We start from the raw sequence: 23589 nt of genomic DNA on the forward strand, positions 1-23589 counted from the left end.
ACGCGAGATGACAGAACCCGCCAAACCCGCCGCAGCTGGCCGCGCCTCGATGAAGAAGGAACTGCCGGAGCGGTTCAAGGACTACAAGAACGTCTGGGTCGTGGTCGAGATCGAGCGCGGCCGGGTGCATCCGGTGTCCTGGGAGCTGATGGGCGAGGGGCGCAAGCTGGCCGACCGGCTGGGCGTGCAGCTTTGCGCCGTGGTGCTGGGGCCGAAGGCGGCCTCGACCAAGGCGGCGGTGAAGCAGACCTACCACTATGGCGCGGATGTCTGCTACATCTGCGAGGATGCGGCGCTGACCGATTACCGCAACGCGCCCTATACCGAGATCCTGACCGATCTGGTGAACAAGCATAAGCCGGAGATCCTGCTGCTGGGGGCGACGCCCTTGGGCCGCGATCTTGCCGGGTCGGTGGCGACGACGCTGGGCACCGGGCTGACGGCAGATTCGACCGAGCTTCGGATCGACGACGACAACAGCCTTGCCGCGACACGCCCGACCTTCGGCGGCACGCTGCTCTGCACGATCTACACGCTGAACTTCCGCCCGCAGATGGCCACCGTCCGCCCGCGTGTCTTCGCGATGCCCGAGGCTGATACCTCGCGGGCCGGGCGGATGGTCTGGGAATCGCTTCGGATGAAGGAAGACGACATCGTGACGAAGATCCTCGAGTTCGTGGCTGACAGTACCTCGTCCGAAGCGAACCTTGCTTATGCCGATATCGTGGTGGCAGGCGGGATGGGTCTGCAGAACGAGGCCAACTTCCGCCATGTGAAACGATTGGCGCAGGTGCTGGGCGGCGACTACGGCTGCTCGCGCCCCGTGGTGCAGAAGGGCTGGCTGCCCGCCGAGCGGCAGATCGGCCAGACCGGCAACACCATCCGGCCGAGGCTCTACATCGCCGCCGGGATTTCCGGCGCGATCCAGCACCGGGTCGGGGTGGAAGGCGCCGATCTCATCGTGGCGATCAACACCGATCCCGATGCCAAGATCTTCGAGTTCGCCCATCTGGGCGTGGTGGCCGATGCGCTGACGGTTCTGCCGGCGCTTTCCGATGCCTTTGCCCGGCGGCTGCGCGCCCCGGCGCTGGCCAGCTGAAGGAGGGACAGATGTCAGAGCATTTCGATGCCATCGTGGTCGGCGCCGGGCCTTCGGGCAATGCCTGCGCCTATACGATGGCCAAGGCCGGGATGAACGTGCTGCAGATCGACCGGGGGGAATATCCCGGGTCGAAGAACGTGCAGGGAGCGATCCTCTATTCCGATGCGCTGGAGCGGATCATCCCGGATTTCCGCGACTCGGCGCCGCTGGAGCGGCATGTTTCCGAACTGCGGTTCTGGATGCTGTCCGAGACATCGAACACCAGCGCCTCGCATCGCAACGACGGGTTCGAGGATGGCAAGCCCGACCGCTACACCATCCTGCGGGCGCCCTTCGACAAGTGGTTCTCGAAGAAGGTGCGCGAGGCGGGGGCGGTGCTGATCACCGAGACGACGGTGGTCGATCTGGTGAAGAACGCCAAGGGCAAGGTGATCGGCGTGCTGACCGACCGCGAGGGCGGGCCGATCTATGCCGATGTGGTGGTGCTTGCCGAAGGGGTGAACGGCGTTGTCGGGCAGCGGGCGAAGCTGCGGCCCGAGCTGAAGCCGCAGCATGTGGCGCTGGCGGTGAAGGAGACGCATTTCTTCCCCGAGGAGGTGATACGCGAACGCTTCAACCTGCAGGGGGAGGACGACGGCGTGGTGATCGAGGTTCTGGGCTCGGTCACCTCGGGGATGGTGGGGACGGCGTTCCTCTATACGAACAAAGAGTCGATATCTATCGGCGTCGGTTGCCTGCTGGCCGATTTCGCCAAGACAAAGATCCCGCCCTACGAGCTCTTGGACCGTTTCAAGCGGCATCCGGCGGTGGTGCCGCTGCTGCGCGGTGGCGAGATGAAGGAATATGTGGCGCATCTGATCCCGGAGGGCGGCTATGACGCCATTCCTAACCTGACGGGCGACGGCTGGGTGATCGTCGGCGATGCCGGGCAGTTCGTGAACGCGGTGCATCGCGAGGGGTCGAACCTTGCCATGACCACGGGGCGGCTGGCGGGGGAGTGCCTTGCCGAGCTGAAGGCGCAGGGACTGGCTCCGACCAACGACAACCTCAAGCTGTTCCGCGACCGGCTGGGCGAGAGCTTCGTGATGAAGGACATGAAGAAATACCGCAAGGTGCCGCATCTTCTGGAGAAGAACCGCCAGCTCTTCGCCACCTATCCGCGGGCGATCAATCAGGTGATGCAGGCCTATTTCCGCGTCGATGGCATGGACAAGCGCAGCAAGGAAGGCATCGCGCTGCGCAACGTCGCCAAGGCGCGCGGCGGCTGGTGGAGCGTGGCGACGGATCTGGTCAAGGTGGCGAGGGCATGGAGATGAGCGACAAGCAGGACCCCGCGGAAGGCGGCAGGATGGAGGAGCGGCTCTACCAGAACCGCTATCAGGTCGACGAGGGCCGCCCGCATGTGAAGATCCATCCGCAGGCCGAGGATTCGCCGGAGCTGCAGGCGCTGATGGCGATCTGCCCGGCGGGCTGCTACCGGCCGACCGAGAACGGGCGGGTGGAGGTGGTGGCGGATGGCTGCATGGAATGCGGCTCCTGCCGGATCGTCTGTCAGGAAACCGGCGAGATCGAATGGGCCTATCCGCGCGGCGGCTACGGCATCCTGTTCAAGTTCGGCTGAGCGACAGGCTTGCCCCTGCGACGTCCTGCGGAGGGCGTCGCCTCTCCGCTTCATGGTAGGATCGCGTCATGGACATGATGCACATCCAGCGTCAGACGACCGGGCTCGCCATGACCCAGCGGATGCAGGCCTCGCTGCGCATCCTGCAGATGACCAATGCCGATCTGTGCGACTATCTGGCGGCGGAGGCGCTGGGGAACCCGTGCCTCGATGTGCGGCTGCCGGAAAGCGGCTCGACCGGGCTGGCGCCGCCGGCGCGGGCGGGGTCGGTGCAGGCGGGCGCCGACCGCGACGAATTTGCTCGGATCGAGGCGGCGCCGGTCAGTCTGGAGGCGCATGTGCTGGCGCAGATCGACACGGGCTTCTTCGGCGACGACCGCCGCATCGCGCTGGCCTTCGCCGAGGCGCTGGAGCCGTCGGGCTGGCTGGGCGAGACGGTGGCCGAGGTCGCCGCGCGCTGCCGGGTCGAGGAGGCAGAGGCGGCGGCGGTGCTGGAGCATCTGCAGCGCTTCGATCCGCCGGGACTCTTCGCCCGCGATCTGGCGGAGTGCCTGACGCTGCAGGCGCGCGACCGCGACCTGCTGACCTGGGAGATGCAGACGATCCTCGGCCATCTCGATCTGCTGGCGGCGGGGCGGTTTGCCGAGCTGGCCCGGCTCTGCGATGCCGAGGAGGCCGACATGCGCGCGGCGCTGGCGCTGATCCGCAGCTTCCAGCCGAAGCCGGGCGAGGGCTTCGCCAGCGACCGCCCGCCGATCCAGCCGCCCGACCTGCGGGTGATCCGCGGGCCGCTCGGCTGGGAGGTGGAGCTGAACCGCTCGCAGCTGCCGCGGCTGAGGGTGAGTGCTGCGGGTGTGGCCGACCCGGCGGCGCAGGTCTGGCTCGCACGGGCGGAAAGCGCGGCGCGCTGGCTGCAGCGGGCGGTAGAGCGGCGGCAGAGCACGCTGCTGCGCACGGCGGGCTGTCTCGTCGCGCATCAGACGGCATTTCTGGAGCAGGGCGCGCGGCAGCTTCTGCCGCTGTCGATGGAGGAGGTGGCGGCGGAGCTGTCGCTGCACCCTTCCACCATCAGCCGCGCCACCGCCGCCCGGCTGATCGAGACGCCGCGCGGGCTGATCCCGCTGCGCGCCTTCTTCAGCCGCTCGGTGGTGGCGGAAGGCCCTGCCGCGCCGCAATCGCAGGACGCGCTGATCGCGCTGGTGGGCGAGATCGTCGCCGCCGAAGACCGCCGCAAGCCGCTGAGCGACGATGCGATCGTCAAGCGCGCGCGGGAGGCGGGGGCGGTGCTGGCGCGGCGCACGGTGACGAAATACCGCGAGGCGCTGGGCATCCCCTCGTCCTACGAGCGCCGCCAGCCGGAGAGGGTCTAGAGCCCGAGCAGCCGCGCGGTGCCCGCATCGGGCCTGCCGTCGAACCAGCGCCCCAGCGCCATGCGGAAGGGGGTGTAGGGGCCGGGATCGACCTCGGCGAAGAGGCTCATGCAGGAGTGGAACTTCAGGTCGTCGGGCGTGCCGAACATGTCGGTCACCGAGGCCGGGTCGCGCGACAGAACCGTCTCGGTCGCGAGCTCCAGCCGCCGTCCGAGCATCGGATGGGCGAGATAGGCCCGCGCCTCCTCCAGCGAGGCGAGGCCGAAGCGCTGCGCCGTCTCGGACCGGCCGAGGCCGCGCAGCTGCGGGAAGACGAACCACATCCAGTGGCCCTGCTTGCGCCCCGCCTGCAGCTCGGTCATCGCGGCCTCATAGGCGGTCCATTGCGCCTTGACGAAGCGCTGCAGGTCATGGGGGTCGTTGCCGGACATCTCAGCCGCCTTCGAGGGCCGAGGTTTCGGCCAGATGCATCATCACCGCGACATAGAAGATCACCGTCGCGATCAGGACGAAGACATGCCAGATCGTGTTGTGGAACGGAAGCCGGTCGAGCAGGAAGAACCCGGTGCCGATGGTGTAAAGCACCCCGCCTGCGGCGATCAGCCCCAGCACCGTGCCGGAATAGCCCGCGAACACCGGCCAGCCGAAGGCCGCCCCGGCCCAACCCATCGCCAGATAGAGGCTGACCGCCAGCCAGCGGAACCGGTCGGGCGAGAGCACCCGCAGCGCCATGCCGCAGACCGCCGCCGCCCAGAGCGCGGCCATGAGGGCGAGCCCCTGACCCGAGAGCAGCACGAAGGCCGAGAAGGTGCCGGCGATCTTGGCGTAGATCGCCGAATGGTCGAGCCGCTTCCACAGCACCGACCAGCCCGGGGCGTCGACCATGTTGCACAGCGCGGAGAACAGGATCATCGCGATCAGGGTGACGCCATAGATCACCGCCGCCGCGATCGCCGCCCCGTCGCCGCGCCAGATCACGGCGAGCGCGATCAGCACCGGCGCGCCGAGCAGCGCCGCGGCGAGCCCCGAGACATGCACGGCCGCATCCGAAAGGCGTTCGGCCCGACTGTATCCGGCGCGGGGTGGCAGAAATCTTTGCATGAACCGAATGTAGGGTGGAATCCGGCGGCGGCACCACCTGACCTTCCGGATAATTGCAGGAACCCGTCGCATCGTGCCGCCGCCCGCGGGAACCCGGGGCGGGCCGGGCGGCTTGTGGCTTCGGGGACAAGCGATGGAGGCGCCGCGATGCCGAGAGCGATCTGGAAAGGCTATCTGAAGGTCGGCGAACTGGTCTGCCCGGTGGCGCTCTATGCGGCAGCCTCGACAGCGGAGCGCGTGAGCTTTCACACGATCAATCGCAAGACCGGGCATCGCGTGCACCGCGACTTCGTCGATTCCGAGAGCGGCAAGCCGGTGGCCAAGGAAGATCAGGCCAAGGGCTACGAGGTGGCCGCGGACGAATACATCCTGCTCACGCCCGAGGACATCGCCGGGGCGATCCCCGAGTCGGACAAGACGCTGGCGGTGCAGAGCTTCATCGGCTGCGCGGCGGTGGATGCGGTCTATTTCGACAAGCCCTATTACATCGGCCCCGCCGACCCCGAGGCCGAGGAGAGCTTCGTGCTGCTGCGCGAGGGGATGCGGGCGAAGAAGGTGGCGGCGCTGGCGCAGACCGTGCTGTTCCGCCGGCTGCGCACCCTGCTGATCCGGCCGCATGACGACGGGCTGGTGGGGACCACGCTGAACTTCGACTACGAGGTGCGCTCGGCGGAGGAGGCCTTTGCCGAGGCGCCGAAGATGAAGATCAAGGGCGAGATGCTGGATCTGGCCAAGCATATCATCCAGACCAAGGCGGGCAGTTTCGATCCGACCGGCTTCGACGACCGCTATGACGCGGCGCTGGCGGAGCTGGTGCAGGCCAAGCTCGAGGGGCGCAAGCTGACGCCGAAGCCCGCGCCGAAGGCCTCCGAGCCGGGCGATCTGCTGGCGGCGCTGCGCGAGAGCGCGGGGAAGAAGACGCCGGCGCGGAAGGCGGCAAAGCCCAAGGCCAAGCCGGCGGCGCCGCGGCGCAAGGCGGGGTGAGGGCGACGGATCTTCTGCGAAGATCCGGGAAGGGCGCGTTTTCTGCGAAAACGCTGACAGGGATCTTTCGCAGAAAGATCGTGGCGCCGGGCTTTCGCAGAAAGCCCGTTTCGCAAGCGTCAGGATTTCTTGTTCAGGCTCTGGCGCAGCGCGTCCATGATGTTGACCACATTGCCCGAGCTTGGCGCGCCCTTGCGCGGGGCGGCGACCGTCTTTTTCGACTTGCGTTTCTTCGCGATCATCTCGAGCAGGTTGTCCTGCACTGGGTCCTCGACCAGCTTCGGATCCCATTCCGCCGTGCGCTCGTCGATCAGGGATTTCACCAGCGTCATCAGCTTCGCCTCAGGCTTGGCGCTGCCGAGCTTGCCGAAATAGGCATCGGCCTTGCGCACCTCGTCGCCGTAGCGCAGCGTCCAGAGCACGATGCCGTCGCCGCGCGGGGCGAGCATCACCGCACGTTCGCGCCCGCCCATCACCAGCCGCGAGATGCCGACCCGACCGGTCGCGGCCATCGCCTCGCGGATCACCGCGAAGGCCTCCTCGCCCACGGCGTCGGAGGGCAGCAGGTAGTGCGGCTTGTCGTAGAAGATCCAGCCGATCGTCTCGGCCTCGACGAAGGTCTCGATGTCGATGGTGCGGGTGCTGTCGAGGGCGACGCTGTCGAGGTCTTCCTCCTCGAGGATGACATGCTCGTCCTCGCCGCGCGGATAGCCCTTGGTCAGGTCGTCATCGGCCACCGGCTTGCCGGTCACCGCATCGACATAGCGGCTGGCGACGGGATGGCCGGATTTCGCGTTCATCGTGCGGAAGCGGACGCGCTCGCTCTCGGTCGTGGCGGGCATCATCGTCACCGGGCAGGTGACGAGCGAGAGCTTGAGATAGCCCTTCCAGAAGCTGCGCTGCGGCATGATGATCTCCGACCCTCGGGCTGGGCCAATGCAGGACGGCAGGCGGGAGTTCCCGACCCGGGCAAGATAACGTCCAATCATCCCTTGACGGAGTCAGCTTTTCCGCTAGCTGCAGCCGGAAAAGCGACCTCAGGAGGCAGCCATGATAAAACTCGGTGTGAACGGCAAGGAGGTCACGCTCGACCTCGATCCCGAGACCCCACTGCTCTGGGCGCTGCGCGACGAGCTGCGGCTGACGGGCACGAAATTCGGCTGCGGCGTGGCGCAATGCGGTGCCTGCACGGTGATGCTGGACGGCATGCCGCGCCGGTCCTGCGTGACGCCGATCGGCAGCATCGACGGGTCGGAGGTGACCACCATCGAAGGGATGGAAGGGCCGGAGATCGAGGCGGTGCAGGCGGCCTGGGCGGCGCTCGACGTGCCGCAATGCGGCTGGTGCCAGTCGGGGCAGGTGATGTCGGCGACGGCGCTGCTGCAGCTGGTGTCCAATCCGACCGACGAGGACATCGACAATGCGATGAACGGCAATGTCTGCCGTTGCGCCACCTATGTCCGTATTCGGCAGGCGATCCATGACGCCGCCAAGACGCTGGAGGGCTGAGCCATGACCCATATGTCCCCCCGACTTTCCCGGCGCGGTTTCCTTGCAGGAACCGCAGGCTTCACCCTCGCGCTGACGCTGCCGCTCGGCGGCGCGCGGGCGCAGACCGCGGCTGCCGCCGGCAGCACGCCCTTCGCGCCGAACGCCTTCGTCCGCATCGCCAGCGACGATACGGTGACGGTGATGATCAAGCATTTGGAGATGGGGCAGGGGCCCTATACCGGGCTTGCCACGCTGGTGGCCGAGGAACTCGACGCCGACTGGAGCCAGATGCGGGCCGAAGGGGCGCCGGGCAATGACGCGCTCTATGCGAACCTCTTGTTCGGGGCGCAGGGCACCGGCGGGTCCACCGCCATGGCCAACAGCTATATGCAGATGCGCAAGGCCGGGGCCGCGGCCCGGGCGATGCTGGTCGAGGCGGCGGCCGCCGAATGGGGCGTGCCGGCGGAGGAGATCACCGTCAGCGCCGGCAAGGTCGCGCATGCCAGCGGCAAGTCCTCGGGCTTCGGCGCTCTGGCGGCGGCGGCTGCCGGGATGGCCGTGCCGGAAGATCCGCCGGTGAAGGACCCGAAGGATTTCGTGCTGATCGGCACCGACCGGCCGAAGCTCGACAGCGTGGCCAAGGCCAATGGCACCGCGGGCTTCACCATGGACGTCTATCGCGAGGGCATGCTGACCGTGGTGGTCGCGCGTGCGCCGAAGTTCGGCGCCAAGCTGCGCAGCGTGGACGATGCCGCGGCGCTGCAGGTCAAGGGTGTGGAGATGGTGCGGGAGATCTCCTCGGGGGTTGCAGTCTATGCCACCGGCACCTTCGCGGCGCTGAAGGGCCGGGATGCGCTGGTGCTGGAGTGGGACGAGAGCGGCGCCGAGACGCGCAGCTCGGCGCAGATGCTGCAGGATCTGTCCGATGCGGCCAAGTCGGGCGGCGCAATGGTCGAGGAGGCCGGCGATGCCGGGGCGATCGACGGCGCGGCCGAGGTGCTGGAGGCCGAATTCCGCTTCCCCTATCTCGCCCATGCGCCGATGGAGCCGCTGGATGCGGTGATCGAGACCAAGGAGGGCAAGGCCGAGATGTGGTTCGGCAGCCAGTTCCCGTCCTTCGACAAGCCGACGGCGGCGGGCGTGCTGGGGATGAAGCCCGAGGACGTCCAGATCAACGTGCTTCTGGCGGGCGGCTCCTTCGGGCGGCGGGCGCAGGGCTCGGCGCATCTGGCCCAGGAAGTGGCCGAGGTCGCCAAGGCGGCGGAGCGCGACGGGGTGTTCAAGCTGGTCTGGACCCGCGAGGACGATCTGCAGGGCGGCTACTACCGCCCGGCGACGGTGCACCGGCTGCGCGCCGGGATCGACGCCGAGGGGCGGATCGTCGGCTGGGAGAACGCGGTCGCGAACCAGTCGATCATGGCGGGCACGCCGATGGAAGCCACCATGCAGAACGGGCTTGACGCGACCTCCTACGAGGGGTCGAACGACCTGCCCTATGACGTGGGGGCCCGCAGGATCACTTGGGCGCGGGTGGACAGCCCGGTGCCGGTGCTCTGGTGGCGCTCGGTCGGGCATACCCATACCGCCTATGCGGTGGAGGTCTTCCTCGACGAGGTGCTGGAGAAGGCCGGCAAGGATCCGGTGCAGGGGCGGCTCGACCTGATGCTGCCCGAGGCCACGCGGCAGCGGGCCGTGCTGGAGAAAGTGGCGGAGATCGCCAACTGGTCCGGGCGCAGGGCCGAGGGCAAGGGCTATGGCGTGGCGCTGGCCAAGAGCTTCGGCACCTATGTCGCGCAGATCCTCGAGGTCGAGGACCGCAACGGTTTCCCGCATGTGACGCAGGTCTGGTGCGCGGTGGATTGCGGCGTGGCGGTGAACCCCAACGTGATCCGGGCGCAGATGGAGGGCGGCATCGGCTATGCGCTCGGCACGGCGCTCTTCAACGAGATCACGCTGGGTGAAGGCGGCGGCGTGGAGCAGCACAACTTCGACGGCTACCGGATGTTGCGGATCGGCGAGATGCCGAAGGTGGAGGTGGCGATCCTCCAGAGCGGCGAAGACCCGACCGGGGTCGGAGAGCCGGGTGTGCCGCCTCTGGCCCCCGCGCTTGCCAATGCCTGGCGCGCGCTGACCGGGCAGACGGTTCACCAGCTTCCCTTCTCCACCCTGACCGCTTGAAGGGATAGACACATGCGTATCATGCTTGCCGCGGCGCTTGCCGCTTTCGTGTCGCCTGCCGCCGCCCAGGATCTGCGCGGCCCGGGTGATTTTTCCGGGATCACCGACGAGACCGAACGCTCGGTTGCGCTGTTCGAGGAGATGGGCAAGGTGCTGACCCATCCGCGCTGCCTGAACTGCCATCCGGTGAACGGCGGGCCGACCCAGGGCGACGACATGCAGCCGCACGAGCCGCCCGTCGTGCGCGGCGAGGCCGATTTCGGCGCGCCGGGGATGAACTGCACCACCTGCCACAGCGCCGAGAACGTGGAGTTCGTCGGCTCGCCGGGCAGCATCCCGGGGCACGAGCCCTGGGCGCTGGCGCCCTTGAGCATGGGCTGGGTGGGGCTGAGCCTTGGCGAGATCTGCGAGCAGATCAAGGATCCTGAGCGCAATGGCGGCAAGGATCTGGAGGCGCTGCACGAGCACAATGCCGAGGACGGGCTGGTCGGCTGGGGCTGGGAGCCGGGCGAGGGTCGCACTCCCGCGCCGGGATCGCAGGAGCTCTTCGGCGAACTGACCCGCGCCTGGATCGACACGGGCTCCGCCTGCCCCTCCTGAGCCGGGCACGGCGCAACTTCAAGATGTGACAGTTCTGCGACTGCCGCCCCTCGGGGCGGCAGTCTGCATTTGGTCCCAAGGCTGCGCTCCTTGGGGTTTTCTTTGTTTTGCTCGACCCCTGCCGCACCTTCGCCGCATTGCGTTGCATAACTCCCTCTGCCTCGCCAAGACAACCAGCGGTTGTTCCAGCGAGGCGGCGCCGATGGGGGCGGACTGCGGCGAAGGGGCAAGGCAATGACGACGATCGACAACAAGTGGCTGGTCTCTGAATGGGATGCGGGGCAATCCTATCTGGTCGGCTGGAATCCGGACAACGTGAAGCGGCAGAGCAACGGGTCGATCGAGTTCACGCTCGACCGGGCCGAGCCGGGCGATACGCGGCCCTATGACGGGGCGGAGCTGCAGTCGCTGGCGGCGGCCTCGACCGGGACATGGACATGGATGGCGCAGACGCCCGACATGGTCGACGGCGCGATCTTCGGCATGTTCCTCTATCAGGACGATTACCGGACCCAGCCCTGGCGGGAGTATGACATCGAGTTCGTCGGCGAGAACACCAGCCAGATCCGGCTGGCGGTGCATTTCCTGAACGAGAAGGGGCAGCATGTCACGCTGAAGGCGCCGTCGATCATCGAGCTCGGCTTCGATGCCTCGAAGTCGATGCATCTCTACGGCATCACCCTGACCTCGACCGATGTGCGCTTCACCGTCGATGGCGTGGTGGTCGAGAGCTTCGACGCATCGGACATTCAGGGCGAGGTCTGGGATCCGGGCCCGCTGAACGGGCTGACCGATCTCTGGGTCGCGGCGCCGGAACAGGCGCCGTGGTCGGGAACATGGGTCGATCCGGGGCGGCCTCTGGTGGCGCGGGTCGATGCCTTCAGCCTGCCGTCGGATTCAGCCTTCGTCGGCGGCGCCAATGCCGACACGCTGATCGGCACGAGCGGGGTGGACCAGCTTTACGGCAATGGCGGCAACGACCGTCTGGACGGGCGCGGCGGAGCGGACATCGCCTTTGGCGGGGCGGGGGATGATCTTTACTTCGTCGACAGCCTGCAGGATCAGGTGCGCGAATATTCCGGGCAGGGCCGCGATCAGGTGAATGCGGGGATGAGCTGGACGCTGGCCGATCATGTCGAAGTGCTGGCCCTGCAGGGCAGCGCCGCGATCGACGGGACGGGCAACTGGCTGGCCAATACGCTGATCGGCAACGGGGCGGCCAACCGGCTGAACGGGCAGGGCGGCAACGATCGGCTGGCCGGCAATGTCGGGGCCGATACGCTGACGGGCGGCAGCGGGCATGACACCTTCATCTTTGCCAAGGGCCATGGCGCCGATGTCATCACCGATTTCCGCGCGGGCGGGACCGAGGACCGGATCGAGGTCACGGGCTACACCGGCTATACCGCACTGCGGCAGGAGGGGCTGGATACCCGGGTGGTCTTCGCCGGGTCGGACAGCATCCTGCTGAAGAACGTGATTGCCAAGACGCTGACCACCGCCGATTTCGGCTTTCCTGTCCCGGCGAAGGTCGCGGGCTCGGGCGCCGAGGATGCCGGACGGGTGCTGACCGGCAGCCACAAGAGCGACCGGATCGCCGGCAACGCGGGCAGCGACACGATCCTCGGCAAGCAGGGCACGGACCGGCTGTTCGGCCGGGGCGGGGATGACCTGCTCGGGGGCGGCAAGAAGCGCGACGTGCTGACCGGGGGCGGTGGCGACGACACCTTCCGCTTCCGCGCCGGGGATGGCCGGGACCGGATCACCGACTTCGACGCCGGAGGCAAGATGGACCGGATCGAGATCCACGGCCATGACAGCTACGAGACGGTCCAGCGGGGCGACGATCTGCTGATCCGGCTTTCGGCCAAGGACAGCATCCTGCTGGACGATGTCCGCGCCGGTCAGCTTACCGACGCGGATTTCCTCTTCGTCTGAGGCTCAGCGCAGCCGCGCGAGGATGTCGAGCGAGGGCTCGCCGGTGGCCGCCATGCCATTGGCGCGCTGCCAGCCGCTGACCGCCTCGCGCGTCTTCGGGCCGATCACCCCGTCGCTGCCGCCGGTGTCATAGCCCGCGGCGGTGAGGCGGCGCTGCAGATCCTGCCGGTCGGCGATGGTCATGCCGCGCGCGTCGGGCGGGAAGGCGCCCCGGATCGCCGGACCGCCGCGCAGCCGGTCGGACAGGTGACCCACGCCGATGACGTAGTTCTCGGCGTTGTTGTAGCGGGTGATGACGGTGAAGTTGCGGAACACCATGAAGGCCGGGCCGGAGAGCCCCATCGGGGCGAGGATCGAGGCCGCGCCATGGTTCGGCACCACCCGCCCGTCCATGTCGCGCACGCCCGCCGCCGCCCAGTCCGAGGGGCTGCGGGTGGTGCTGCGTCCGAGCGGGCCGGAGAAGCCCTGCGGCAGCCGGACCTCGACGCCCCAGGGCTGGCCGCGGGTCCAGCCCGAGCGGGCAAGATAGGCGGCGGTGGAGGCCAGCGCGTCGGTCGGATCGTCCGACCAGATGTCGCGCCGCCCGTCGCCGCGGAAATCCACCGCATAGGCGAGATAGGAGGTCGGGATGAACTGGGTATGGCCCATCGCCCCGGCCCAGCTGCCGGTCATGCCCTGCGGGCTCACGTCGCCGTTCTGCAGGATCTTCAGCGCGGCGATCAGCTGGCTCTCGAAGAAGGCGCCGCGCCGGCCTTCGAAGGCCAGTGTCGAGAGCGCCGAGATCACCGGCACCGTGCCGCGGCGCTCGCCGAACGTGCTCTCCAACCCCCAGACGGCGCAGACCACATGGGCCTCGACCCCGTGGCGCGCCTCGATCTCGGCCAGGGTGCCGCGCTCGCGGGCGAAGGCGGCGCGGCCCTTGCTGATGCGCTCGTCCGAGGCGGCGATGGCGAGATAGTCTTCCAGCGTGCGGGTGAATTCGGTCTGGTTGCGGTCGCGGTCGATCACGTCGGGCAGGAAGCCCGCCGAGCGGAACGCGGTTTCGACGGTGCCCGCCGAGATGCCGCTGGCCGTGGCGCGGCCCTTGAAGGCGGCGACCCATGCGTCATAGGCGGCGTTGGGCACCGCCCGCATCGCGGGCTCCGGCGCGCGGGGGGCAAAGCCTGCGCCGCCGCCGCCCGAGCAGGCGGTGAGTGCCGTTGCCGAAATGCCGAAAAGGACTGCCCGTCGTGTCGCCTGCATGTGCCCGCCTCATTTTCTTGCCGTTTGCCCTACCCTAGCGGATCGGGCGCGAACGGCAATGCGATCGGCGGCGGGGCGGCGGCTTCCGCCGATGGCTTGGCTCAGCGTCGGGTGCCCTTGCTCGGCGCGCTGTGCAAATGCGGCCCGGCGATGGCGGTCGGCGGGCAGGCGTGTTCGACCGGGGCAGGCGGGGCTTCCGGCTGCGGGCGGGAACGGGTGCGCAGCGGCTGGTCGCGGAGCCAGCCCATCCGGTCGAAGAGCAGGAGCCAGAGTATCGCCAGACAGGGGAAGATCAGCAGCGCTGTCATGGACCGTCCTTCCGGTGGCCGTGGGTCGCCAAACTCATGCCGTTTCGCCCTGCGCCCAGGCAATCCGGCCTCACCAGAACACGGAGCCCGCCTCGTTCGAGGGTGCGGGAAGACAGCACTCGTTACCCCTCAAGAAATAACATGAGGGGCGGCGAGGGTGAAGCACACCAAAGGGACAGGCCGGGGGAAGGGGAGGAGCATCCCGGCACGATCCTGCTTGGCGGCGCGCGGAGAGCCGCCGACCCGTTTCGCCGGATCGTGGGTTGCCAGCCGTGCTGGCCCGCGCGATAACCGGCGCGCCCCGACGGTCGGGGTTCGTCAGCCAGAGGCCCGCCCTGTCCAGCCCCGCATCCTCGCGTCCCGCAACCAGTGTCGCCGATCTCTTGCGCGACGGTCTGATCGCGCCGGAGCAGGCTCCGCTGCTGGAACAGGTGGCCGAGGAGTTCCGCATCCGGGTGACGCCCGAAATGCGCGGCGCCATGGCGGGCGATGCGAAAAGCGCCGTCGGGCGGCAGTTCGTGCCGACGCCGGCCGAGCTGCAGATCCGCGAGGAAGAGCTGTTCGACCCGATCGGCGATGCGACGCACAGCCCGGTCGAGGGGCTGACCCATCGCTATCCCGACCGGGTGATCCTGCACACGACCCAGACCTGCGAGGTCTATTGCCGCTTCTGCTTCCGGCGCGAGACGGTGGGCGACGATGGCACGCTGGGCGAGGCGGAGCTGGAGGCGGCGCTCGGTTATATCCGCGCGACGCCCGCGATCCATGAGGTGATCCTGACCGGCGGCGACCCGATGGTGCTGTCGGCCCGCCGGATCGGCGTGCTGTTGCAGCGGCTGGCCGAGATCCCGCATGTCGAGGTGCTGCGCTTTCACACGCGGGTCCCGGTCGTTGCGCCGCAGCGCATCACCGACGAGCTGGTGGCGGCGCTGAAGGTGCGGCCCGCGGTCTATGTGGTGGTCCACACCAACCACCGCGACGAGCTGACCCCGGAGGCCTGCGCGGCGCTGGCGCGGCTGGCCGATGCCGGGGTGCCGCTGCTGTCGCAGACGGTGCTGCTGCGCGGGATCAACGACGATGCCGCGGTGCTGGCCGACCTGTTCCGCACGCTGGCCCGCAACCGGGTGAAGCCCTATTACCTGCACCATTGCGATCTGGCGCGCGGCACCAGCCATTTCCGCACCACCATCGCCGAGGGGCAGGCGATCATGGCGGACCTGCGCGGCAGGCTGTCGGGGCTCTGCATCCCGACCTATGTGCTCGACATCCCCGGCGGCTTCGGCAAGGTGCCGCTCGGCCCGGGCTATGTGACGCGCGACCCCGAGAGCGGCGAGCACCTGATCACCGATTACAGGGGAAACGTGCATCGCTATGCGGATCCTGCAGCCTGAGGGTGAGCGGCTGCCCGAATAGTGGTAATCAACGGGACGGACAGGCCCCGTTCATGCAGAATCAAGCTTACCTCCGCCGCTGGCTGCGCTAGATTGCGCCGAGTTACAGACTTTTTCAGACGAACGTTTTTCAGGAGCATTTCAGTGACAGACGGACAGTCTCCGTTCGACCCTCCACAAGGGTCTCTCCGGTCTTCGGTAGGGCGCGGGGCCGTCGTGACGCTTGCCTCCCAGTCGGTGATGATGGTGACGCAGATCGGATCGGTGGTGATCCTGTCGCGGCTCCTGAGCCCTGAGGATTTCGGGCTCGTGGCCATGTGCGCGCCGATCATCGCCCTTCTGGGCATGCTGCAGGATTTCGGGCTGATCGCCGCCACCGTGCAGAAGCCGGGCATCCAGCGCGACGAGGTGAACTTCCTCTTCTGGGTCAACGTGGTCATCAGCCTCAGCCTGACGCTGCTCCTGCTGCTGACAGCCCCGCTGATCGCGCTGTTCTACAACGAGCCGCGGATCACGCCGCTGATCTGCGGGCTTGCCTCGATCATCGCGCTTAACGGGCTGGGGGCGCAGCATGCGGCGCTGTTGTACCGGCGCATGGCCTACAACGCGCATGCGATCATCAGCGTCCTGGGCGCGGTTTCGGCGCTGCTGGTGGCGGCCATCTGGGCGGTGATCCAGCCGAGCTACTGGGCGCTGTTCGGCGGTTCGCTGGCGGGGACGCTGGTGCCCACCGTCTCGTTCTGGATCGCGTCGCGCTGGCGTCCGGGCGTGCCACGCATGGTGGCGGGCTGGCGGTCGCTGCTGGGCTTCGGCGCCGGGATCACCGGGTTCAACTTCGCCAATTTCTTCGCGATGAACCTCGACAAGGTGATGATCGGCCGGATGTTCGGTGGCATCCCGCTGGGCTATTACGACCGTGCCTACAAGCTGGTGCAACTGCCCTCGAATGCGATCTGCAACCCACTGGCGCGGGTCATGGTGCCGGCGCTGTCGCGCATGGTGGACGAGCCCGACCGTTTCCGCAGCGCCTTCGAGCGGGTGACGGGGCTGATGCTGCTGGCGATCCTGCCGGGGGTGGCCTGTGCCATCGTCATGGCGGATGTGCTGATCCCGCTGATGTTCGGCTCGAACTGGACCGGGGCCATCGCCATCTTCACCGCCTTGGGCTTTGCCGCGCTGATGCAGCCGGTGAACAACCCCTCGGGCTGGCTGTTCATCAGCCAAGGCCGGTCGGGCGATTTCTTCCGCTGCGGGCTGCTGAACGCCGCGGGCACGCTCTGCGCGGTGCTGGCCGGAATGCCTTACGGCGCCGTGGGCATCGCCATCGGCCTGTCGGTGGCGGAATACGTCAAGACGCCGCTGCTGTGGATGCTGGTCGGGCGGTCGGGGGCGATCCGGTTCCGCGACGTGGTGCGCTGGATGGGGCCGCTGATCCTTGCCGCGCATGGCGCAATGGGGGCGGCGTGGCTGGCGCGCCCGATGCTCGAGGGGCATCCGGTGCTGGAGCTGCTGACGGCGGGGCTGCTGAGCTATCTGGCCTTCATGCTGCTGATCTCGCTGACCGCGAGCGGGCGGGGCACGCTGAAGGAGGCGGCGACGCTGATCGGTTCGCGCCTGCCGGGGCGGCTGAAGCTGCAGACGCGGGACGCGCCGACCGGCTGAGGCGGCGCGAGGGGATACGAAAAAGGGGCGCCGGTGGCGCCCCTTTTGCATTCCGGCGGTGCCGCCGCGTCAGCCGGTGGCGACGACGCCGAAGGGGATCACGTTGTCGCCCTCGACCTGCGGGGCCTCGAAGCTGTCGACCTGCGCGGCCATCAGGGCGAGGCGCTGCAGGCGGCGTTCGTGGTTCAGCGTCGGGGCGAGACCGAGGGCATCGACCACCCGCTTCCAGCGATGCGCCCAGTCGTGCTTGCGCAGCGAATTGGCCACGTTGTCGCGGCGGATGCGGGCGACGCGCGCGGGGTCGGCCTCCAGCGCGCGCAGCACCCCGGTCGGATCGCCCTCTACCGGGACGAGCGCATCGTCCCAGTCGAAGGCGTCGTGAAACTCGGGGCAGTCCGGCGCGGTGCCCAGCACCACGGCGCCGCCGGCCGCGCCCTCGAAATAGCGGGTGGTCAGCACGCGGTCCTTGGCAACCGATTCCCGCACCGCCGACTTGTCGCCCGGATCGAAGGACAGGTAGTAGCGGCTGCGCTTGATCATCTCGGCGTTGTAGCGGCGCACCTCGCCCCAGCTGTCGCGCATCTCGAAGTTGGTCCAGACGTCGTAGTGGTAGAGCCAGCCCTTCTCCTGCGAGATGCTCAGCAGGCGCTCATGCAGCTTGGGATCGCGGCGGCCGAGGCAGCAGATGTCGATGCCGCGCTCTGGCTGGCGATCGAAGGGCGTGGTCAGCATGCAGTCGGTGGCGGTGGAGAGCTGGGTGATCGGCGTGCTGGTGTAGCGCGCGAGCTGCGACATGCTGGAGCCGTTCAGCACGAAGATGTGGTCGAAGGAGTCGAGCCGTTTCAGCTTCTCCTTCCAGCGCTCGAAGGTCGAGGAAAAGGTCTCGAGGATGAAGAGCACCGCGATGCCGGACCGCTGACGCCAGCGGCGGATCTGCTCGATCTCCTCGATCTCGTAGATGAACTGGCAGGTGTAGAATGTGACGTCGTAATCCTCGTCCAGCGTCACCGGCTCCATCCGCGGGACATATCTGTCCTGCAGCTTGCGCAGCTTCACGTCGAGCTTGGCCGCGAGCGACAGCGACGGCGGCTTGCTCTGGTTGCTCTTGTCGTAGAAGCGGTCGCGGGGGGCGAGGACCGTCGTCGTCTCGATCTGCGAGACCACATCGGCGAATTCGAAGGGCACACCGCTCCAGGGCCGCGCGTCCATGTTGAAGGTCGAAATGAAAAGGCAGTTGCGGGCGGTCATCGGTGCAATCCTCTGGTCTCAAAAATACGGCGGGCAGGTCAGCGGGGCCGGGATCCGCGAAAATGCGGACAGATGCCGTGGGGTCTTTCGGGTTTGCCGGTGCGCGGGCCGAAGGGTTGTCAGATTGCGGGCAATCTTCCATGGCCACGGGTCACGGGCGGGTCTGGCAATAACTTCGGGCGATACTCATAGGCTAGTCGCGAAACAGACTGGCACTCCAACTCAACCACGTAATCTGACTGTCAATGTTGCACAACGCCCGACTCGCGCAAGCGCTTTCGGCAGTTCTCCGCCGTGAATTTGCCGCACTAACTTATTGAGGTTGCGCCAAAACTTTCCACGGCAACCCCAGGTTGCATTCGCGCGCGGAGGTGCCCCCGGAACGGTCAACGGCTGGGCGGAATGGCGCCGCACCTGACCCTGCGGAAAGGCAGAAGGCGCAGCCGGGGGCTGCGCCTTGAGGTCGTAGGGGCCGGGTGGTCGGGCTCAGCCGGTGACGCGCCAGATGGCGTCGCCCACGTCGTCGGCCACCAGAAGCGAGCCGTCGGGCCCGATCGCCACGCCCACCGGGCGCCCGTAGGAGACCTTCTCGTCCGGCGCGAGGAAGCCGGTGAGGATGTCGCGCGGCGGCCCCGCAGGCTTGCCGTTCTCGAAGGGCACGAAGACCACGCGGTAGCCGCGCAGGGTGCTGCGGTTCCACGAGCCGTGCTGGCCGATCACCATGCCGTCCGGGAAGCCGGGCAGGGTGCCCGCCGGCATCCAGCAGAGACCGAGCGAGGCGGTATGCCCGCCGAGCGCGTAGTCGGGGCGTATCGCCTTGGCCACCATCGACGCGTCCTGCGGCACGCGGTCATCGACCGTCTGGCCCCAGTAGCAATAGGGCCAGCCGTAGAAGCCGCCGTCCTGCACCGAGGTGAGGTAGTCGGGCGGGGTCTCGTCGCCCAGACCGTCGCGCTCGTTCACCACGGTCCAGAGCGTCTCGGTCTGCGGCTCCCAGGCCATGCCGACCGGGTTGCGCAGGCCGCCGGCGAAGATGCGCGAGGCGCCGGTTTCCAGATCGAGTTCGTGGATCGCCGCCCGGCCTTCCTCCACCGCCATGCCGTCATCGGCGATGTTGCTGAGCGAGCCGACCCCGGCATAGAGCTTGTGCCCATCGGGGCTGGGCAGGAGGCTGCGCGTCCAGTGGCCGGCGGGCTTGAAGCTGACGAGCTTCTTGCCCTCGCCCTCCAGCCGGGTCGCCCCCTCGGTATAGGGGAAGGCGACCACGCCGTCGGTGTTGCCGACGTAGAAGGTGCCCTGCACCAGCGCCATGCCGAAGGGCTGGTTCAGCCCGTCCTTGAAAACATGCCGCACTTCGGCCACGCCGTCGCCATCGCTGTCGCGCAGGAGGGTGATGCGGTTGGGGCTGACGCCCGAGGCGGCGGCGCGCTTCATCGTGCTCTGCATCGCGTAATCGAACATCGACTTGATGCCGCCCGGCTCCGACAGGGCCTCGGCCACCAGAACGTCGCCGTTCGGCATGGTCTGGATCCAGCGCGGATGCTTCAGCCCCAGCGCGAAGCCGTTCACCTTGAGCCCCGCGGCGGCGACCGGGGTGCGCCCGGCGTCCCAGCCCTTGGCGGTGGGCATCTTCAGCGTCGGAATGGCCTGCGGCTTGGCGGGCGGGATCGCGGGAGCGGTCCCGACGGCCTGCGCCGCCTCGCCCACGCCCCAGCGCCGCTTCACGATCAGCGCCGCGCCAACCATGGCGACGACGCGGGCGGTCACATCGGATATGCTCATCTGTCCCTCACTTTGTCCGCAGCCAGCCTAATGCAAGCCTGGGCGCCTTGAAACCGTCGAGATGGATTTGCGGGCTCTTGCCGGCCCGGTGGGGGTGGGGAGATTGGGATGGACTTTTGGCCGGAAAATACTACAGTCAGTTTATAGAGTATTCGAGGATTCGAATGCTGGACGCTGCCCGGGGGGGTCTTGCGATGAGAAATGTAGCTGCCACACATCTGAATGACTCGGTCAAGGTCGGGCCCGCGCCGCTGGTCGCGCAGACCTGGCAGACCGGCTTCGAGCGCCGCCACAAGGCCCAGCGGGTCTTGGCACTTGTGGTCTTCGGTCTGGCCTATGCCGCGCTGATGGTGCTGATCGTCGCGCCGCATCTGTTCCGCGCCGCCTGACCGCAGGGCTTGCGCTGCCGCCGACCTCGGCTAGGATCGCCGCCTTCATCAAGGGGGCGACATGGCGCAGGACATCTATGCGACCGAGATAGAGGGCTGGCGCGCGTGGCGGCTGGCGGATCTTCTGGCCGATGACGGCTGGCTCAACCTGACGGATCGGGTGGAGCTGGAGCCGGGTCGCTACAGCATCGGCTCGGCGCCGGGGCTGGATATCGTGCTGAGCGTCGGTCCGGCCCGGCTTGGCGAGCTGACGCTGGATGCTTCCGGGGATGCTTCCGGCACGCGGCTGACGCCCGAGGGCGGTGCGCCGCTGGCCTTTGAGCCCGTGCCCGACGCACCGCCGCGCCTGCTTCATGCCGGGCTTCTGCTTGAGATGACGCTGCTGGAAGGCGTTCATGCGCTGCGGGTGCGCGATACCGATCCAGTTTCGCGAAACGGCTTCGCCGGGCTGAGGCATTTCCCGCTCGATCCGGCATGGCGGCTGCGGGCGGAGTGGCGGGAGATGGCGGCGCCATCCAGCCTTGCCATCGGCATGGTGAATGGCGTCACGACCTCGGTCACGCTGACCCATCGCGCGGTGTTCCACCACGAGGGCGCCGAGGTGGAACTGCTGCCGACGCATGTGAAGGCCGGCAAGCCGATGTTCGTCTTCCGCGACCTGACCGCGCGCGATGCGACCTATGCCGCCTCGCGCTTCCTCTATGGCGAGGAGATCGGCGGGGGCGGGATCACGCTGGATTTCAACAAGGCCTTCAACCCGCCCTGCGCTTTCACCGATTTCGCGATCTGCCCGCTGCCCCCGCGCGAGAACATCCTGCCGTTCCGCATCGAGGCGGGCGAGCTCAGGCCCTGATCAGGCCGGGCGGTTCAGGTGGGGCGCATGTTCGCGCCCCGCTTCCAGCAGGAAGGCCATGACCGAGCGCTCGCGCGGCATGGTGCCCACGTCGCGGTGGGTGGTGAGCCAGTAGCTGCGCCGCAGCGCGACTTCCTCGGGCAGCACGATCTGCAGGTCGGGCCGGCGCCCGGCAATGAAATGCGGCAGCACGCAGAGCCCGAGGCCCAGCTTCGTCGCCGCAAGCTGGTTGAAGATGCTGGAGCTCTTCACGCTGGCCCGGATGCCCGGATGCACCTCGCCCAGATAGTCGAGTCCGGGGGCGAAGATCATCTCCTCGATATAGCCGATGAACGGATGGTCGAGCAGCTGGTCGCGGGTCAGGATCGGCGGATGCTGCTCCAGATAGCTGCGGGCGGCGAAGATGTGCAGGCTGTAGTCGCTGATCTTCTCGGAGCGGTAGGGGCTGGCCTTGGGCGGGTCGAGCACCACCGAGATGTCGGCCTCGCGCCGTGACAGGGCCATGATCTGCGGCAGGGTGATCAGCTCCAGCGCGATGTTTGGATAGCGCCGGCTGAAGGGGCCGAGGAGGTTGCGGCTGAAGTAGCTGCCGAACCCCTCGGGCGTCGCCATGCGCAACAGGCCGCGCTGCCCGGCGCCGTCGCCCAGAAGGTCGACGTTCATCCGCTCCGCCTCGGCCTCCATCCGCTCGGCGGTCTCGACCAGCCGGCGGCCCATGGCGGTCAGCTCGTAGCCGCGCGGATTGCGCTCGAACAGCCGCAGCTTCAACGAGCCCTCCAGCCGGTCGATCCGCCGCGAAACGGTGACATGGCTGGTGCGCAGCTGCCGCGCCGCACCCGAAAGTTGTCCCGTGCGGGCGACTGCAAGGAAGAATTGCAGGTCGTCCCATGTGAAATTGACCATACGTCACTCCTTGTCTGTCCGAAAAAGAACAGACCCTGTATGAAATTAGTTAACGGCTGAGGCTTGTGTCAAAAGGGAATCCGTATGATCGTTACGCGTCCATCCGGTTTGAGGAGGCCGGACGGGACGTTTTTGAACAGATCCAGCCGCCGTCGCCCGGAATTGCCGGGGGCCGGTGGCACAAGCAGGTCTGAGGCGATTTCTGGGAGGAAACCATGCGCAAACTTCTTCTGTCGGCGGCTGTCATTGCAACGGCGGGACCGGCTCTGGCCGAGATTTCGGACGGCAAGGTCAAGATCGGCATCCTGAACGACCAGTCGGGCGTCTATGCCGACTTCGGCGGCAAGTACAGCTTCGAGGCCGCGAAGATGGCCGTGGAGGATTTCGGCGGCACCGTCATGGACATGCCGATCGAGGTCGTCACTGCCGACCACCAGAACAAGGCCGATATCGCCTCCAACATCGCGCGCCAGTGGTACGATACCGAACAGGTCGATGCGATCATGGAGCTGACCACCTCTTCCGTGGCGCTCGCCGTGCAGGCGCTGTCGAAGGAAGCCAACAAGATCACCATCACCACCGGCGCGGCCACGACGGAGCTGACCGGGGCGCAATGCTCGCCCATCGGTTTCCACTGGGCCTATGACACCCATGCGCTGGCCGTCGGCACCGGCGGCGCGCTGGTGGAGCAGGGCGGGGATTCGTGGTTCTTCCTGACCGCCGACTATGCCTTCGGCTACTCGCTGGAAGAGCAGACCTCGACCTATGTGAAGGAAGAGGGCGGCAACGTGATGGGCGCGGTGCGGCACCCGCTCTCGACCACCGATTTCTCCTCCTTCCTGCTGCAGGCGCAGGCCTCGGGGGCCAAGGTGATCGGTCTGGCCAATGCCGGGATGGACACGCAGAACGCCATCAAGCAGGCCTCGGAATTCGGCATCGTCCAGTCGGGCCAGCGTCTCGCGGCGCTGCTGTTCACGCTGGCCGAAGTGCACGGGCTGGGGCTGGAAGCGGCGCAGGGTCTGACGCTGACCGAGAGCTTCTACTGGAACCGCACCCCGGAGACGGCCGAATTCGGCAACCGCTTCATGGAGAAGACCGGCGTCATGCCGAACATGGTCCACACCGGCACCTATTCGGCGGTGATGTCCTATCTCAAGGCCATCGAGGCTGCGGGCGGCGACGAGACCGAGGCGGTTGCGGCCAAGCTGCACGAGCTGCCGGTCGAGGACATCTTCGCCGGGAACGGCAAGGTCGCGGCCAACGGGCGGATGATCTCGGACGTCTACCTGCTGGAAGTGAAGAAGCCCGGCGAGAGCGAAACGCCCTGGGACTACTTCAACGTGAAGGCGACGATCCCCGGCGATCAGGCCTATCTCGACCCGGCGCAAAGCGGTTGCCCGCTGGTCACCAACTGATCCGGGCCGCA

Annotated in this window: 22 protein-coding genes; 14 read left to right on the plus strand and 8 right to left on the minus strand. The window is 67.8% G+C overall.

All coding sequences use genetic code 11. The features are described from left to right. Positions 1-7: 7 nt before the first annotated feature. The 4 genes from AC3A5Z_RS03450 to rpoN all read left to right on the plus strand — a co-directional run bounded on the left by AC3A5Z_RS03450 (position 8) and on the right by rpoN (position 4093). The gene (locus AC3A5Z_RS03450; protein WP_487517991.1) at positions 8-1099 is read left to right on the plus strand and encodes an electron transfer flavoprotein subunit alpha/FixB family protein; all 1092 of its coding nucleotides are present in this window, start codon (positions 8-10) and stop codon (positions 1097-1099) included. An 11-nt stretch (positions 1100-1110) separates the two neighbouring features. Further along, positions 1111-2418 carry an FAD-dependent oxidoreductase gene (locus tag AC3A5Z_RS03455; RefSeq protein ID WP_136792331.1) on the plus strand — a complete coding sequence of 436 codons (1308 nt, stop codon included), beginning with the start codon at positions 1111-1113 and terminating at the stop codon, positions 2416-2418. Then, positions 2415-2723: a ferredoxin family protein gene (locus AC3A5Z_RS03460; protein ID WP_136792330.1), complete on the plus strand. Its 309-nt coding sequence runs from the start codon at positions 2415-2417 to the stop codon at positions 2721-2723. Before AC3A5Z_RS03455 ends, AC3A5Z_RS03460 begins: the two co-directional genes overlap by 4 nt. A 68-nt stretch (positions 2724-2791) precedes the next feature. Continuing rightward, complete coding sequence (gene rpoN / locus AC3A5Z_RS03465) at positions 2792-4093, plus strand: RNA polymerase factor sigma-54 (protein WP_487517992.1); 1302 nt, start codon at positions 2792-2794, stop codon at positions 4091-4093. On the opposite strand, the gene AC3A5Z_RS03470 is transcribed toward rpoN, so the two are convergent. Together AC3A5Z_RS03470 and trhA are read right to left on the minus strand one after the other, a co-directional pair. After that, on the minus strand, positions 4090-4524 hold the full coding sequence (locus AC3A5Z_RS03470; protein ID WP_487517993.1) for a DUF1810 domain-containing protein: 435 nt from the start codon (positions 4522-4524) through the stop codon (positions 4090-4092). The two genes, rpoN and AC3A5Z_RS03470, sit on opposite strands and share 4 nt — an antisense overlap. 1 nt (position 4525) lies before the next feature. Beyond that, positions 4526-5194 (minus strand): PAQR family membrane homeostasis protein TrhA, encoded by a 669-nt coding sequence (gene trhA / locus AC3A5Z_RS03475; protein WP_487517994.1) that lies wholly within the window; start codon positions 5192-5194, stop codon positions 4526-4528. Positions 5195-5341: 147 nt separating this feature from the next. Here trhA and ku (AC3A5Z_RS03480) point away from each other — a divergent pair, with 147 nt between their 5' ends. Continuing rightward, positions 5342-6178: a non-homologous end joining protein Ku gene (gene ku, locus AC3A5Z_RS03480; RefSeq protein WP_487517995.1), complete on the plus strand. Its 837-nt coding sequence runs from the start codon at positions 5342-5344 to the stop codon at positions 6176-6178. Positions 6179-6297: 119 nt separating this feature from the next. Here the strand turns inward: ku (AC3A5Z_RS03480) and ku (AC3A5Z_RS03485) are convergent, their stop codons facing one another. After that, a complete protein-coding gene (gene ku, locus AC3A5Z_RS03485; protein WP_487517996.1) occupies positions 6298-7086 on the minus strand; it encodes a non-homologous end joining protein Ku in 789 nt (262 codons plus the stop codon). 142 nt (positions 7087-7228) lie between these two features. On the opposite strand from ku (AC3A5Z_RS03485), the gene AC3A5Z_RS03490 reads away from it, so the two are divergent. The 4 genes from AC3A5Z_RS03490 (at position 7229) to AC3A5Z_RS03505 (ending at position 12385) form a co-directional block, all read left to right on the plus strand. Further along, positions 7229-7687: a (2Fe-2S)-binding protein gene (locus tag AC3A5Z_RS03490; protein ID WP_107662490.1), complete on the plus strand. Its 459-nt coding sequence runs from the start codon at positions 7229-7231 to the stop codon at positions 7685-7687. A gap of 12 nt (positions 7688-7699) precedes the next feature. Next, complete coding sequence (locus tag AC3A5Z_RS03495; protein WP_487518624.1) at positions 7700-9847, plus strand: xanthine dehydrogenase family protein molybdopterin-binding subunit; 2148 nt, start codon at positions 7700-7702, stop codon at positions 9845-9847. A gap of 12 nt (positions 9848-9859) precedes the next feature. Then, positions 9860-10447, plus strand: coding sequence for an Isoquinoline 1-oxidoreductase subunit (locus AC3A5Z_RS03500; RefSeq protein ID WP_487517997.1), 588 nt, complete (start codon positions 9860-9862; stop codon positions 10445-10447). A gap of 234 nt (positions 10448-10681) precedes the next feature. Continuing rightward, the gene (locus AC3A5Z_RS03505; RefSeq protein WP_487517998.1) at positions 10682-12385 is read left to right on the plus strand and encodes a family 16 glycosylhydrolase; all 1704 of its coding nucleotides are present in this window, start codon (positions 10682-10684) and stop codon (positions 12383-12385) included. Positions 12386-12388: 3 nt separating this feature from the next. On the opposite strand, the gene AC3A5Z_RS03510 is transcribed toward AC3A5Z_RS03505, so the two are convergent. Continuing rightward, positions 12389-13627, minus strand: coding sequence for a lytic murein transglycosylase (locus AC3A5Z_RS03510; RefSeq protein ID WP_487517999.1), 1239 nt, complete (start codon positions 13625-13627; stop codon positions 12389-12391). A 101-nt stretch (positions 13628-13728) separates the two neighbouring features. Further along, the gene (locus tag AC3A5Z_RS03515; RefSeq protein ID WP_487518000.1) at positions 13729-13935 is read right to left on the minus strand and encodes a hypothetical protein; all 207 of its coding nucleotides are present in this window, start codon (positions 13933-13935) and stop codon (positions 13729-13731) included. Positions 13936-14270: 335 nt separating this feature from the next. Here AC3A5Z_RS03515 and AC3A5Z_RS03520 point away from each other — a divergent pair, with 335 nt between their 5' ends. Both AC3A5Z_RS03520 and AC3A5Z_RS03525 read left to right on the plus strand, forming a co-directional pair. Continuing rightward, a complete protein-coding gene (locus tag AC3A5Z_RS03520) occupies positions 14271-15326 on the plus strand; it encodes a lysine-2,3-aminomutase-like protein (protein ID WP_487518625.1) in 1056 nt (351 codons plus the stop codon). Between the two features lie 144 nt (positions 15327-15470). After that, a complete protein-coding gene (locus AC3A5Z_RS03525; protein WP_487518001.1) occupies positions 15471-16988 on the plus strand; it encodes a lipopolysaccharide biosynthesis protein in 1518 nt (505 codons plus the stop codon). A gap of 69 nt (positions 16989-17057) precedes the next feature. On the opposite strand, the gene AC3A5Z_RS03530 is transcribed toward AC3A5Z_RS03525, so the two are convergent. Both AC3A5Z_RS03530 and AC3A5Z_RS03535 read right to left on the minus strand, forming a co-directional pair. Then, positions 17058-18236, minus strand: coding sequence for a glycosyltransferase (locus AC3A5Z_RS03530; protein WP_487518002.1), 1179 nt, complete (start codon positions 18234-18236; stop codon positions 17058-17060). A 486-nt stretch (positions 18237-18722) separates the two neighbouring features. After that, positions 18723-20018 (minus strand): PQQ-dependent sugar dehydrogenase, encoded by a 1296-nt coding sequence (locus AC3A5Z_RS03535; RefSeq protein ID WP_487518003.1) that lies wholly within the window; start codon positions 20016-20018, stop codon positions 18723-18725. Positions 20019-20212: 194 nt separating this feature from the next. On the opposite strand from AC3A5Z_RS03535, the gene AC3A5Z_RS03540 reads away from it, so the two are divergent. Next, complete coding sequence (locus AC3A5Z_RS03540) at positions 20213-20407, plus strand: hypothetical protein (protein ID WP_487518004.1); 195 nt, start codon at positions 20213-20215, stop codon at positions 20405-20407. A gap of 61 nt (positions 20408-20468) precedes the next feature. Continuing rightward, positions 20469-21260 carry a DUF1684 domain-containing protein gene (locus AC3A5Z_RS03545; protein WP_487518005.1) on the plus strand — a complete coding sequence of 264 codons (792 nt, stop codon included), beginning with the start codon at positions 20469-20471 and terminating at the stop codon, positions 21258-21260. Here AC3A5Z_RS03545 and AC3A5Z_RS03550 read toward each other — a convergent pair whose 3' ends face one another. Beyond that, entirely contained in the window at positions 21261-22163 is a 903-nt protein-coding gene (locus AC3A5Z_RS03550; protein ID WP_487518006.1) for a LysR family transcriptional regulator, read from the minus strand. Positions 22164-22378: 215 nt separating this feature from the next. Between AC3A5Z_RS03550 and AC3A5Z_RS03555 the strand changes: the two genes are divergently transcribed. Further along, positions 22379-23578, plus strand: a complete 1200-nt coding sequence (locus tag AC3A5Z_RS03555) for an ABC transporter substrate-binding protein (RefSeq protein ID WP_487518007.1) — start codon at positions 22379-22381, stop codon at positions 23576-23578. The last annotated feature ends 11 nt before the right edge of the window (positions 23579-23589 follow it).

The organism is Cereibacter sp. Soil_C_27, assembly GCF_057657095.1.